A 14,080-nucleotide genomic window follows, 5' to 3' on the forward strand; every position below is an offset into this window, starting at 1 on the left:
CTATTCTTCAGTTACAAATTGACTAAGCAGTCCGTTGATAAAGCGGGCTGATTTTTGATCTGAAAAATTTTTGGCAAGTTCAATGGCTTCATTGACTGCTACTAGCTGAGGTGTATCAAATGATGTGATTTCAAAGATACCCAAGCGTAGTAAGTTTTTTTCGACCAAGGTCAAGCGTTCAACTGTCCAGCCTGACTTGAGGTGCTGGTTGATTTGTTTATCCAACTCGTCTTTTTGAGTTTGAACACCAGAAACCAAGTTCAGAAGAAAGGCTGGGATTTGCACATCTGCATCTTCACGATCATGCGTGTAGGCAAAGTGGCAAGCTGTTTCCATATCTGTGCCGAACTCAAGGCTCATAAGAGCTTGAAAAGCGCATTTACGAAGTTCGCGTCTAGATTCTAATAATGGACTAGTCATTGAGGAAGTCCTCGTTAAATAAATCTTTCAACTCAGGTTTTGGCGTTTTATCTGGAACGATTCCTGTAACATGGATATTGACAGCAGAAAGTTCCACATCAGCCATATCATGGACAGCATCTTTGACCGCTTTTTGAATAGCAAGAGCAACTTTTGGTACCTTCACACCGTACTCAAGGTAGAGATAGATGTCAGCAGTTAGTTCTTCGTTGCTTTCTTTTAAGTAGACGCCGCGTCCAAGAGAGAGTTTTGATAGGGTATCAGATACGGATTTATTTGAAAATGAGTGGACACCATCAACTTTAGCAGTTGCGATGGCAATGATTTTTTCAAGTACACGTGGAGCGATAACGATTTCGCCAAATTGTTCTTCAATTCCCATAGAATGACCTCTTTCTAGAGATTAGGCACGAGAAACGTAAGTTCCTTCTGCAGTGTTGATGATCAATTTTTGTCCAGCTTCGATGAAGTCTGGAACGTTGACAACAAGTCCAGTTTCCATAGTTGCTGGTTTACCAGAACCTGTAACAGTAGCACCTTTGATAGATGGTTGTGTTTCAGCAACTGTCAACTCAACTGTAGTAGGTACAGTTACACCGATTACTTCAGTTCCGTAGAATTGGATTTTCACATCAGAGTTTTCAAGGATGTAAAGCAATTCATTTTCAACGTTTACGACTGGGATTTCGTATTGGTCGTAAGTTTCAGTGTTCATGAAGTAGGCAGTTTCATCCATTTTGTACAAGTATTGAGCTGGCACAGTTTCGATAATAGCTTGTTCGAATTTTTCTTCTGGACGGTAGCTTGTGTCAAATGTAGAACCAGTACGGACATCACGTAATTTCATACGCATGATTGTGTTCCCTTTACCTGGTTTGTGGTGGCTAGCTTCCAAAACGCGGATCAGTTTTCCGTCTGCAGTTTCAAATGTCATACCAGCTTTCAATTTGCTTGCTTCAATCATGTTTTTACCTCTTTAATAAATATTATTACTCTTCATTTTACCATAAAATCTTCTGGAAATAAAGCCAAAATAGTTATTGGGATTTGGTAGGAGCGAAAGGTAACTTTTCAAAGTAACTTCCACTTGCCCAATCGAAGTGGAAATTAGTCTAAAACGGATTTTTATGGTGGAATTAAGTGTGAGACGTTTGAGTTAGAAATGAGGTTCACTATGACAAAACATAAACACCGTACCCTTTCAGACCGTAATGATATCCAATTAGGCTTAGAGCGCGGTGAAACCTTCAAAGCTATCGGACAATCCATTCTAAAAGACCCGACCACTGTTTCCAAAGAAGTCAAACGAAACAGACAAGTCCGAGAGTCTACATGCCATAACCTTCCTTGCTCTCTAATCGATAAGGCTCCCTTTGTCTGTAACGGTTGCCCTAAAAGAAGACAAAATTGTGGCTATCAGAAAATCTTCTACCTCGCTAAACAAGCTCAAAAACAATACGAACAAACTCTTGTTGAAGCTCGTGAAGGCACTCCCCTTAATTCCAAGACCTTCTGGGACATAGATAAAGTCATTTCTGATGGGGTTAAAAAGGGACAACACATCTATCATATTCTCAAAACTCACAACCTTGACGTCAGCTCCTCAACTGTCTATCGACACATCCGAAAAGGATACCTATCTATCGCTCCGATTGATTTAGCCAGAGCCGTTAAATTCAAAGAAAGACGGAAAAGTAAGTTACCTTCCATCCCTAAAGAAGCTAAAAAAGGACGTTCCTATGAGGATTTCCAAAATTATTTAGCTCTTAACCAACTGAACTACTGGCTGGAAATGGACACCGTTATGGGCAGGATAGGAGGTAAAGTCCTACTCACCTTCAATCTCTCTTTCTGTAACTTTATCTTCGCTAGACTTATGGATAATAAAACTGCCCTTGAGGTTACCAAACACCTCTATAAGCTCAAGAACACTCTTCACCAAGCTGACAAAGATTTCTTCCTACTCTTTCCTGTCATCCTCACAGATAATGGTGGAGAGTTTGCCAGGGTTGATGACATCGAAATGGATGTTCGAGGAGAAAGTAAACTTTTCTTTTGTGCCCCTAATCGCTCTGACCAGAAAGGCAGAATTGAGAAAAATCACACGCTGATTCGCGACATTTTACCTAAGGGAACTTCCTTTGACAACTTAACTCAAGAGGACGTCAATCTCGTTTGTTCGCATGTCAACAGTGTCAAACGGGCTGCTTTGAATGGAAAGTCAGCCTATGAACTTTTTGCCTTTACTTATGGAGAAGAGATTCCTAAGCTTCTCGGTATTTCTAAAATACCTGCAGAAGATGTCTGCCAGTCTTCTACATTACTCCAACATAAAATCTAAAAACTAACCTAAACCCCCATTCAAACGTCTCACACTAACTTCCACCATAGCGGAACTTAATCTGAAACGCCTTCAGATGAGGGGATTTTGTGCGCTCTTTTTTTCGATACCTTTCGGCTACAAAAGCGATGAAATCAAGCATTAGTAAAACCAGTGGAACTTACCCTGACACGGATTTCCACTGGTTTTTATGATTTTTATCAGACTAACTTCCACTTGGATTAGCAGTGGAAGTTAGTTTGGGAATTTACCAATGAAAATCAAAGAGCAAACTAGGAAGCTAGACGTAGGCTACTCAAAACACTGTTTTGAGGTTGCAGATAGAGCTGACGTAGTTTGAAGAGATTTTTGAAGAGTATTACCATCATAACATCCATAAAAATAGGCTTTCTCTAAAAGAAAATGAGAGTAGCAATGACCAATACAAGATCTCGGAAAATATGACCATAAAAGGAAACTTCCTTCTTAACCGAATTTGGGACAAGATAGGCTGCAAAAAACAAACCCAGTCCAATATAAATCAGAAGCGAGACAATGGTCATTGGATTTCTTAAGAAGAGAATTGTTGCTATAATAGTCACCAAAACTGTCTTTTTTCTATCTAGCATAGCAAGCAAATCGCGCATGTATTTTTTCAAGGGTAAAAAAATCAGCAAATCTAGCCCAAATAGAAAGAAAAAGGATGGCAATAAAAAGTCAACTAACTCTTGCTGCAGCGTATTTTTGATGAACAAGTTATCTGACAGGACAAGAACAGCTCCTAACAAATTAATTAAGAGTAGGATACTGTAAAGAAGCTTCACTGATTTCTTACGGGCTAGAACACTATGGACTTCTTGCTTACGGGTATAAAGATAATTTACTCCAGCACAGATTCCTGAAACGAAGACTATACTTCCGATGAAAAAAGCTGTACTTTGTTTAAAGGACAAGATGCATTCTTTCCATAGGAAACAGCTACTCAAACTGATTTGAATTAAAACTAACAAAAATAAGATTCTCATTGATTTCATCTTTTCTCTCCCCTCCTACCAATTATTATACTCAGAGAAAAGAAATAACTGTTTCCAATCTTCTCAAATGTCTCTTTTAGACGCTAAACAAACACGAAAGGCTAAACTTGAAATCAAAAAACGCACCATATCAGAAACTAAAAAGTTTGATATCATGCGTCATATCTTAAACTAATTGACTATACTTTCTATTCAAATGAGCTTTTTAACCAATTGATTGAGCCAATCCACTCTTAAAACCAAAGAGCAATTTCTCGCTTAGCTGACTCTTCTGAATCTGAACCATGTACAACATTTTGGATAACCTCATTTTCACCAGCAGCTTTTGCAAAATCACCTCGAATCGTTCCTGGTAAAGCTTCTTCTGGACGAGTTGCACCCATCATGGTCCGCCAAATTTCGATTACTTTGGGACCTGAAATGACACCCACAAGAACTGGGTCTGAAGTCATGAATTCACGAATCGGTGGGTAAAAATTTTGACCAACCAAGTCCTGATAGTGCTGGTCAATCAGCTCTTCTGAAATCTTTGTACGCAACTCCAATTTTTCGATTGTCAATCCACGTTGTTCGATGCGTTTCAACACTTCACCCACTAGCCCTCTTTTTACACCGTCTGGTTTAATGATAAAAAATGTTTGTTCCATAATCGTCTCCTTTGTCAGCTTCTTTCTTTTATACTCTTCGAAAATCTCTTTAAACCACGTCAACGTCGCCTTGCCGTATATATGTGACTGACTTCATCAGTTCTATCTACAACCTCAAAGCAGTGCTTTGAGCAACCTGCGGCTAGTTTCCTAGTTTGCTCTTTGATTTTCATTGAGTATTATTTTACCACATTTCATGGAAAAAATGGAGAAAATTTTCAGAAAATAGAAAGAGAACCCGAAGGCTCTCTCATCTCTTTTATTCTACTGTTTCTTCCACAGTTTCAACGGCAGTATCCACAACTACTTCTGTTGTTTCTTCATTTCCTTCTTCCTCTACTGGAGGATTAAGGTATTCTTCTTCGTTGATAGCATGTGGTTCAAGGTTACGATAGCGAGCCATACCAGTACCTGCTGGGATGATCTTACCGATGATAACATTTTCCTTGAGTCCAAGAAGATGGTCTTTCTTACCACGGATAGCCGCATCTGTAAGGACACGAGTTGTTTCCTGGAAGGAAGCCGCTGACAAGAAACTGTTGGTTTCAAGTGAGGCTTTGGTAATTCCCATAAGGACTGGACGACCTGTCGCTGGAACTCCACCTGCGATAAGGACATCTTTGTTAGCATCTGTAAAGTCATTGATATCCATGAGGGTACCCATGAGAAGATCTGTGTCACCTGGATCCATGACACGTACTTTACGGATCATTTGACGAACCATTACCTCGATGTGTTTGTCACCGATTTCTACCCCTTGGCTACGGTAAACTTTTTGTACTTCACCAAGAAGGTAAGTTTCTACTGACAAGACATCACGAACTGCAAGGAGACGTTTTGGTTGGATAGAACCTTCTGTCAGAGCAGCACCACGCGCTACTTGATCCCCAACTTCGACACGCATACGAGCTGTAAATGGAACGACATATTCACCTTCGCCAGTTTCACCCTTAACAAAGACTTTCTTAGTACGAGTTGATGCATCTTCTTCGATAGCCGTAACTTGTCCTTTAACCTCTGTGATAACCGCTTCCCCTTTAGGATTACGGGCTTCAAAGATTTCTTGGACACGAGGAAGACCCTGAGTGATATCGGTATTTGAGGCAACCCCACCCGTGTGGAAGGTACGCATTGTAAGCTGTGTACCAGGTTCCCCGATAGATTGGGCAGCGATTGTACCAACTGCTTCACCAACTTCAACTGCATCACCAGTCGCCAAGTTGATACCGTAACAGTGACGGCAAACACCATGACGAGTGTTACATGTAAATACAGAGCGGATAGTCACTTCTTCCACACCAGCGTTGACAATTTCACGCGCCTTGTCTTCTGTAATCAACTCATTTGGACCGATAATCACTGCACCAGTTTCTGGATGTTTAACAGTTTTCTTAGTGTAACGACCATTGAGACGCTCTTCGAGTGACTCGATCATTTCTTTTCCTTCTGCGATAGAGCGGATCAAGAGGCCACGGTCTGTTCCACAGTCGTCCTCACGGATGATAACGTCTTGGGCAACGTCAACCAAACGACGAGTCAAGTAACCTGAGTCGGCTGTCTTAAGGGCCGTATCGGTCATACCTTTACGGGCACCGTGAGTTGAGAAGAACATTTCGAGTACTGACAAACCTTCGCGGAAGTTTGAAAGGATTGGCAATTCCATGATACGTCCGTTTGGAGCCGCCATCAGACCACGCATACCAGCTAGCTGTGAGAAGTTTGAGATGTTACCACGGGCTCCAGAGTCCATCATCATAACGATTGGGTTCTTAGGATCTTGGTTGGCAATCAAACGTTTCTCAAGTTTTTCACGGGCAGCACGCCATTCAGCTGTAACAGCATTGTAACGCTCGTCGTCTGTGATCATACCACGACGGAATTGTTTTGTGATTTGTTCTACACGTTTGTGTGATTCTTCAATGATTTCAGCCTTGTCATCAACGACTGGGATATCGGCAATACCCACTGTCAATCCTGCAAGAGTTGAGTGGTGGTAACCGAGGTTCTTCATACGGTCAAGTAGGGCAGAAGTTTCTGTCGTACGGAAACGTTTGAAGATTTCAGCGATGATATTTCCAAGGTTTTTCTTCTTGAATGGAGGGTTGAGTTCAAGTTTGCTGATTGCTTCCTTGATATCTCCACCAAGTGGCAAGAAGTATTTAGCTGGGACGCCTTCTGTCAAGTTGGCATTGTTTGGTTCTTGCAAGTATGGTAGACCCTCTGGCATGATGTCGTTGAAGAGGATTTTACCAACTGTTGTAAGCAAGACCTTGTGTTTTTGCTCTTCTGTCCAAGGCTTGTTGAGGCTGTCTGTTGCGATACCAACACGTGAGTGGAGGTGAACATAACCATTACGATAAGCCATAACCGCTTCGTCACGGTCTTTGAAGACCATTCCTTCACCTTCACGACCAGCTTCTTCCATGGTCAAGTAGTAGTTACCCAAAACCATGTCCTGAGATGGAGTAACAACTGGTTTACCATCTTTGGGGTTCAAGATGTGCTCAGCAGCTAGCATCAAGATACGAGCTTCTGCTTGGGCTTCTTCTGAAAGCGGTACGTGGATGGCCATTTGGTCTCCGTCAAAGTCGGCATTGTAGGCTTCACAGACAAGTGGGTGCAAGCGAAGGGCCTTACCATCAATCAAGACTGGCTCGAAGGCTTGGATACCCAAACGGTGAAGGGTCGGTGCGCGGTTCAAAAGTACTGGGTGTTCTTTGATCACTTCTTCAAGGATATCCCAGATACGCTCATCTCCGCGTTCCACCAAGCGTTTAGCTGCTTTGACGTTTTGTACAATATCACGCGCAACGATTTCACGCATGACGAATGGTTTAAAGAGCTCGATAGCCATTTCACGTGGCACACCACACTGGTACATCTTAAGAGTTGGACCAACGGCGATAACGGAACGTCCTGAGAAGTCAACACGTTTACCGAGCAAGTTTTGACGGAAGCGTCCTTGTTTACCTTTAAGCATGTGGCTCAATGATTTAAGAGGACGGCTACCTGGTCCTGTAATTGGACGACCACGACGACCGTTGTCAATCAAAGCGTCAACCGCTTCTTGAAGCATACGCTTCTCATTTTGAACGATGATACCTGGTGCATTCAACTCAAGCAAGCGAGCCAAACGGTTGTTACGGTTGATAACACGACGGTAAAGGTCATTCAAGTCAGATGAGGCAAAACGACCACCATCCAACTGCAACATTGGACGAAGATCTGGTGGAATAACCGGAAGGATGTTGAGAATCATCCATTCAGGTTTGTTTCCAGACTTGTAAAAGGCATCCAATACATCCAAACGACGGATGGCTTTGACACGTTTTTGTCCAGTCGCTGTTTTCAACTCTTCTTTGAGTTCAGCAATTTCTTTTTCAAGATCTACTTGTTTCAAAAGGTCTTGGATGGCTTCGGCACCCATTTTGGCAACGAACGATCCATAACCATACTCACGCAAGCGCTCACGGTATTCGCGCTCTGTCATGATAGACTTGTGCTCAAGTGGTGTATCCTTAGGATCAATCACCACATAAGCCGCAAAGTAGATAACTTCCTCGAGGGCACGAGGGCTCATATCAAGGGTCAAGCCCATACGGCTTGGAATCCCCTTGAAGTACCAGATGTGAGATACAGGAGCTTTCAATTCGATATGTCCCATGCGCTCACGACGAACTTTCGTACGCGTTACTTCAACCCCACAGCGGTCACAAACAATTCCTCTGTAACGAATGCGTTTGTACTTACCACAAGCACATTCCCAGTCTTTTGTAGGACCAAAGATAACTTCATCAAAGAGTCCTTCACGTTCTGGTTTCAAGGTACGGTAATTGATTGTTTCAGGTTTTTTGACTTCTCCATAAGACCATGAACGGACTTTGCTTGGAGAAGCTAGGGTGATTTGCATACTTTTAAAACGATTTACATCAACCACTATTTCTTCCCTTTCTATTCTAAGTGAACTGCTTTTTCTTACTCAGCAGCTTCTTCTGTTGCTTCCGCTTTTGCTGCTTTCTCAGCTTCTTCAGCTTCAAAGGCTGCTTTAGCCTCTTGAGCTGCTTTTTCGCGGGCTTTTTCAAGGTCATCTACGTGGATGACATCTTCGTCCATTCCTTCATCCAAGTCGCGAAGTTCCACTTCTTGGTCATCTTCGTCTAGGACACGCATGTCAAGACCAAGTGATTGCAATTCTTTTACAAGAACTCGGAAGGATTCTGGAACACCTGGTTTTGGAATTGGTTTTCCTTTTGTAATAGCTTCATAAGCTTTCAAACGTCCGTTAATATCGTCAGACTTGTAAGTCAAGATTTCTTGAAGGACATTTGACGCACCGTAGGCTTCAAGAGCCCAAACCTCCATCTCACCGAAACGTTGTCCACCAAACTGAGCTTTACCTCCGAGTGGTTGTTGAGTAACGGTTGAGTATGGTCCGACTGAACGCGCGTGCAATTTATCATCAACCATGTGGTGGAGTTTGATCATGTACATGACACCAACTGACACACGGTTATCAAACGGTTCCCCAGTACGTCCATCGTAAAGGATTGTCTTGGCATCGCTGTCCATACCTGCTTCCTTAACGGTTGACCAAAGATCTTCAGAACTTGCTCCGTCAAAGACTGGTGTTGCGATGTGGATACCAAGAGTACGGGCTGCCATACCAAGGTGAAGCTCCATAACCTGACCGATATTCATACGTGATGGCACCCCAAGTGGGTTCAACATGATATCGACTGGAGTTCCATCTGGAAGGTAAGGCATGTCTTCTACAGGAACGATACGAGAGACAACCCCTTTATTTCCGTGACGTCCGGCCATCTTATCTCCGACCTTGATCTTACGTTTTTGAGCGATGTAGACGCGAACCAGCATGTTGACACCTGATTGCAACTCATCTCCATTTGCACGTGTAAAGATCTTAACATCACGAACGACACCATCGGCACCATGTGGTACACGAAGAGAAGTATCACGCACTTCACGAGACTTGTCTCCGAAGATAGCGTGCAAGAGACGTTCTTCAGCTGAAAGGTCTTTCTCACCCTTAGGTGTTACTTTACCTACAAGGATATCGCCTTCTTTAACCTCAGCACCGATACGGATAATACCCATTTCGTCAAGGTCTTTAAGGGCATCTTCACCAACGTTTGGAATTTCACGAGTAATTTCTTCAGGCCCAAGCTTTGTATCGCGCGTTTCTGATTCGTATTCTTCAAGGTGGACAGATGTATAGACATCGTCTTTAACCAAGCGTTCGCTCATGATAACGGCATCCTCGAAGTTGTAACCTTCCCAAGTCATGTAGGCAACGATTGGGTTTTGTCCAAGCGCCATTTCTCCATTTTCCATAGAAGGTCCGTCAGCAATGAAATCGCCTTTTTCAACGACATCTCCAACTTTTACGAGAGTACGTTGATTGTAAGCAGTACCTGAGTTTGAACGACGGAATTTTTGGATGTGGTAAACGTCCAATGAACCATCTTCACGACGAACTTCTACCTTGTCAGCATCTGCATAGGTAACTTTACCGTCATACTGAGCAATCACAGCAGCTCCTGAATCGTGGGCTGCTTGGTATTCCATACCAGTACCAACGTAAGGTGCTTTAGGATTAATCAATGGAACAGCCTGACGTTGCATGTTGGCTCCCATGAGGGCACGGTTGGAGTCATCGTTTTCCAAGAAAGGAATACATGCTGTCGCAACGGCAACTACCTGTTTTGGTGATACGTCCATGTAGTCAACAACATTAGCTGGATACTCTTGGTTGACCCCTTGGTGACGTCCCATGACAACTTTCTCAGCAAAGGTTCCATCTTCATTCAGACGAGAATTAGCCTGTGCTACAGTAAATTCATCTTCTTCATCAGCTGTCAACCAAACGATTTCATTGGTGACAACACCCGTTTCACGGTCAACCTTACGGTATGGTGTTTGAACAAAACCATATTTATTCAAGTGCCCGTAAGATGACAAGTTGTTAATCAAACCGATGTTAGGTCCTTCAGGTGTCTCGATTGGACACATACGTCCGTAGTGAGTGTAGTGCACGTCACGCACTTCATATCCAGCACGGTCACGTGTCAAACCACCAGGTCCTAAGGCTGACAAACGGCGTTTGTGAGACAACTCAGAAAGTGGGTTGTGTTGGTCCATGAACTGTGACAACTGTGATGAACCAAAGAATTCTTTAACAGCAGCTGTTACAGGACGGATATTGATGATTTGTTGTGGCGTCAAGACTTCATTGTCCTGAACAGACATACGTTCGCGGACATTACGTTCCATACGAGAAAGTCCAAGACGTACTTGGTTGGCAAGCAATTCACCAACCGCACGGATACGACGGTTTCCAAGGTGATCGATATCATCTACACGTCCAAGTCCTTCAGCCAAGTTGAGGAAGTAGCTCATCTCAGCAAGGATATCTGCTGGAGTGACGATACGAACCTTGTCATCTGGATTAGCATTACCGATAATCGTTACAACACGATCTGGATCAGTTGGAGCAACAACCTTGAATTTTTGAAGAACAACTGGCTCAGTCACAACCGCTGCATCATTTGGAATGTAGACAATCTTGTTCAAATCGCCATCCAAATGGCTTTCAATGCTTTCAATCACGCTACGAGTCATGATTGTTCCAGTTTCTACCAAGATTTCGCCTGTTTCAGGGTCTACCAATGGCTCAGCAATAGTTTGGTTAAGCAAGCGTGTCTTAACATTGAGTTTTTTATTGATTTTGTAACGACCAACTGCTGCTAGGTCATAGCGACGTGGGTCAAAGAAACGAGCTACAAGCAAGCTACGTGAGCTTTCAGCAGTCTTAGGTTCACCCGGACGAAGGCGTTCGTAAATTTCTTTCAAGGCTTCGTCGGTACGAGAGTCCATTGGATTCTTGTGGATATCTTTTTCAACAGTGTTGCGAACCAATTCGCTGTCACCAAAGATATCAAAGATTTCATCATCACCTGAGAAACCAAGCGCACGAACCAAGGTCGTAAATGGAATCTTACGAGTACGGTCGATACGAGTGTAGGCGATATCTTTTGAGTCGCTTTCAAGTTCCAACCAAGCTCCACGGTTAGGGATAACCGTTGAACCGTAGCCCACTTTACCGTTTTTATCTACTTTGTCGTTAAAGTAAACACCTGGTGAGCGGACCAACTGAGATACGATGATACGTTCACCACCATTGATGATGAAAGTCCCCATTTCTGTCATGATTGGGAAATCACCAAAGAAAACTTCTTGGGTCTTGATTTCGCCTGTTTCTTTATTGATCAAGCGGAAGGTTACAAAAATTGGTGCTGAGTAGCTAGCATCGTGGATACGAGCTTCTTCTAGCGTGTATTTTGGTTCCTTGATTTCATATCCAACAAATTCCAACTCCATGGTGTCTGTGAAGTTTGAAATCGGCAATACATCTTCAAACACTTCCTTAAGACCATGGTCTAGGAAAGCTTTGAATGAATCAGTTTGAATTTCAATCAAATTTGGTAAGTCAAGAACTTCTTTGATTCTTGAAAAACTACGACGGGTACGATGTTTCCCGTATTGAACGTCATGTCCTGCCAAGATGATTCTCCTTTGTAAATAAGTTCCAAGCCTTATCAATCAGGCTTTCTAATCGTCATATGGTTGTAAAACCCCTATCACCGTGTCCTCTTGATGAATTTTCAGAATCTTTAAGTCTTTGTTACAAATACTCGAAATCCTGAAAAAAAGCACAAAAAGAGCAGCTAAATCTGACTTTTTCAGAAGATTTAACTGCTGTGAGCCTTGTCTGGACAATATTTCAGACAAAACCTACGACAAATGATTACTCATATTATACCCTATTTAGCTAGATTTTTCAAGAGGATTGACGATTTTTTGACAAAATCTTTTCCTATAGAAAACTGAGTTTTACTTTTAAAAATGTGATGAGTTCCATTTGCTCTTTGTAAATGGCATTTTTCCTATACCTATTTTATAAAAAATATAATAAATCTCTGTTTTGCTATTTTAGCATAGGTTGTTTTTCTTGACTTTACTAGTCTTTTCTTTTAATATATATGTATAAATATATATGGAGGATTATGATGAATATCTTGCTTTCTAAGACTGAACAAGATTTGCTATTCTTACTGGAAGAGTTAACCAAACACCATGATTGGACAGAACTCTCAGTCTTGGCTGAAAAGCTGAATTATTCAATAGAAGAATTGCAAGAGCACCTTTTTAAGCTTGAACAATTATTTCCGAAACTCCTTATTCGATCAACAAAAGAAGGTATTCAGTTGCAGTTTGACTTTCAAAATACCTTGGATCCCAGGATTGCGATTTTTAAACAGTCTGAAACTTACTCTTTTTTGAACCGTCTGTTTTTCAATGAGGAACAATCACTTGACCAAATGTGTCAAGAACTTGTGATTAGTTACGAACGAGTTCAGGAAATCATCCAGCATCTAAATACGAAGCTTCCCCAACACTATGGCATCAGCATCCAACCTTCCCCTTTAGTCATGGATGGAACAGAAGAGGACATTCGTGCCTTTTATCTAGACTACTTTAGCCAAAGTTACGACTTTCTAGATTGGCCCTTCCCTTCTATTTCTGAAGAATCACTCACTCACTTGATTCAGCTATTTTTGGACGCCCAACAAGTTTCACCCAACCTCAGTAGCTTACGGCAAATCAAATATATCCTAGCTATCAATCTAGAGCGGTTTAATAAAAGTCACTTCATTGAAAATCCTACTCCCCTTTTAACCAGTCACTACAGTTCTCTCATGCAAATTACACAGTTTGAAGAAAATATTAAGAAGATGGCTAAAAAACTCTGCTTTGAACCGACAATGGAAACACTGGAACAGCTATTTTCAAAACCAGTAAAGTCTTCTCAAATCGTAACTAATCCTAGTAGTGGAGCGTTAGGAGACATTAATCATATCCAAAAATCCTATCGTTTATTGAGCCAAATTCTAGAAGAACTGGCTAAAGAATTTCACCTACAGATTGAAAATCGCGAGGAATTAATTTGGCTCCTTCACTACACTGCCCAATCTGATTTCTTTCATCTACTCAGTAACCAGTCTCTCGACAGACAGAAATCCCAAATTTTAAGCAGTTATCAAGTGGAATTTCCAAAGCTATTTGAAGTAAGTCAACACAAATTTCAATCTTATCTGACTGAGATGGGACTAAACAGTAAGCCAAGTAAGCAACAAGAGATGGTCTACACCTTTTCTATCCAAGGGCAACGAATTTTAGTCCAATTACTTCAAAAACTTCCCAAAATACGTGTTTTAGTCATTAGTCATTTGGATAGCCATCACGCACAAAACCTTATCGACACCCTTGCTCACTACGGCAATAATCTCTATCTCTTTGATTCTTGGGAAGAATCTACTATTTCATTCTCAATTCTCAATCAAATCCCACACGATATTGTTATCACTACCTTTCCTGTCACCAACTCTCCGAAACCACTTATCTACAGTCGTAACTTCTCTACGTCAAAATTATTCCACCATCTCCACCTTCTGGCTTCTCAAATTCATAAAGAAAAGCTGACCAAATCGTAACAAAATCTGTTGCGATTTTTCTTTTGTTTCAATCTCAAGAAAACGCTTGCATATTTTTTTACTACATGCTATACTGATAGAGAAATT

The 14,080-nt window shown here is 41.8% G+C and carries 9 protein-coding genes; 2 read left to right on the plus strand and 7 right to left on the minus strand.

The features are described from left to right. The 3 genes from nusB to efp are packed head-to-tail and all read right to left on the minus strand — an operon-like array spanning position 1 to position 1,384. A complete protein-coding gene (gene nusB, locus GEZ84_RS01250; protein WP_153223024.1) occupies positions 1-420 on the minus strand; it encodes a transcription antitermination factor NusB in 420 nt (139 codons plus the stop codon). Then, positions 413-802: an Asp23/Gls24 family envelope stress response protein gene (locus GEZ84_RS01255; protein ID WP_023938546.1), complete on the minus strand. Its 390-nt coding sequence runs from the start codon at positions 800-802 to the stop codon at positions 413-415. The genes nusB and GEZ84_RS01255 overlap by 8 nt, the downstream gene beginning before the upstream one ends. 21 nt (positions 803-823) lie before the next feature. After that, complete coding sequence (efp, locus tag GEZ84_RS01260) at positions 824-1,384, minus strand: elongation factor P (protein WP_000568643.1); 561 nt, start codon at positions 1,382-1,384, stop codon at positions 824-826. A 210-nt stretch (positions 1,385-1,594) separates the two neighbouring features. Between efp and GEZ84_RS01265 the strand changes: the two genes are divergently transcribed. After that, positions 1,595-2,761: an IS30 family transposase gene (locus GEZ84_RS01265; RefSeq protein ID WP_153223026.1), complete on the plus strand. Its 1,167-nt coding sequence runs from the start codon at positions 1,595-1,597 to the stop codon at positions 2,759-2,761. Between the two features lie 392 nt (positions 2,762-3,153). Here GEZ84_RS01265 and GEZ84_RS01270 read toward each other — a convergent pair whose 3' ends face one another. The 4 genes from GEZ84_RS01270 to rpoB all read right to left on the minus strand — a co-directional run bounded on the left by GEZ84_RS01270 (position 3,154) and on the right by rpoB (position 12,002). Then, positions 3,154-3,774, minus strand: coding sequence for a hypothetical protein (locus GEZ84_RS01270; RefSeq protein ID WP_153223027.1), 621 nt, complete (start codon positions 3,772-3,774; stop codon positions 3,154-3,156). Between the two features lie 233 nt (positions 3,775-4,007). After that, entirely contained in the window at positions 4,008-4,421 is a 414-nt protein-coding gene (gene ndk, locus GEZ84_RS01275; RefSeq protein WP_153223029.1) for a nucleoside-diphosphate kinase, read from the minus strand. 259 nt (positions 4,422-4,680) lie between these two features. After that, positions 4,681-8,358: a DNA-directed RNA polymerase subunit beta' gene (rpoC, locus tag GEZ84_RS01280; RefSeq protein ID WP_000228740.1), complete on the minus strand. Its 3,678-nt coding sequence runs from the start codon at positions 8,356-8,358 to the stop codon at positions 4,681-4,683. 38 nt (positions 8,359-8,396) lie between these two features. After that, positions 8,397-12,002: a DNA-directed RNA polymerase subunit beta gene (gene rpoB / locus GEZ84_RS01285; RefSeq protein WP_153223030.1), complete on the minus strand. Its 3,606-nt coding sequence runs from the start codon at positions 12,000-12,002 to the stop codon at positions 8,397-8,399. Positions 12,003-12,508: 506 nt separating this feature from the next. On the opposite strand from rpoB, the gene GEZ84_RS01290 reads away from it, so the two are divergent. Next, positions 12,509-13,993: a M protein trans-acting positive regulator PRD domain-containing protein gene (locus tag GEZ84_RS01290; protein ID WP_153223032.1), complete on the plus strand. Its 1,485-nt coding sequence runs from the start codon at positions 12,509-12,511 to the stop codon at positions 13,991-13,993. The last annotated feature ends 87 nt before the right edge of the window (positions 13,994-14,080 follow it).

This window comes from Streptococcus mitis (assembly GCF_009496155.1).
Lineage (GTDB): Bacteria > Bacillota > Bacilli > Lactobacillales > Streptococcaceae > Streptococcus > Streptococcus mitis_BQ.

Excerpts from the sequence above, each read along its gene's own strand:
- nusB (WP_153223024.1), bottom strand. The coding sequence starts at position 420 with ATGACTAGTCCATTATTAGAATCTAGACGCGAACTTCGTAAATGCGCT.
- GEZ84_RS01255 (WP_023938546.1), bottom strand. The coding sequence starts at position 802 with ATGGGAATTGAAGAACAATTTGGCGAAATCGTTATCGCTCCACGTGTA.
- efp (WP_000568643.1), bottom strand. The coding sequence starts at position 1,384 with ATGATTGAAGCAAGCAAATTGAAAGCTGGTATGACATTTGAAACTGCA.
- GEZ84_RS01265 (WP_153223026.1), top strand. The coding sequence starts at position 1,595 with ATGACAAAACATAAACACCGTACCCTTTCAGACCGTAATGATATCCAA.
- GEZ84_RS01270 (WP_153223027.1), bottom strand. The coding sequence starts at position 3,774 with ATGAAATCAATGAGAATCTTATTTTTGTTAGTTTTAATTCAAATCAGT.
- ndk (WP_153223029.1), bottom strand. The coding sequence starts at position 4,421 with ATGGAACAAACATTTTTTATCATTAAACCAGACGGTGTAAAAAGAGGG.
- GEZ84_RS01290 (WP_153223032.1), top strand. The coding sequence starts at position 12,509 with ATGAATATCTTGCTTTCTAAGACTGAACAAGATTTGCTATTCTTACTG.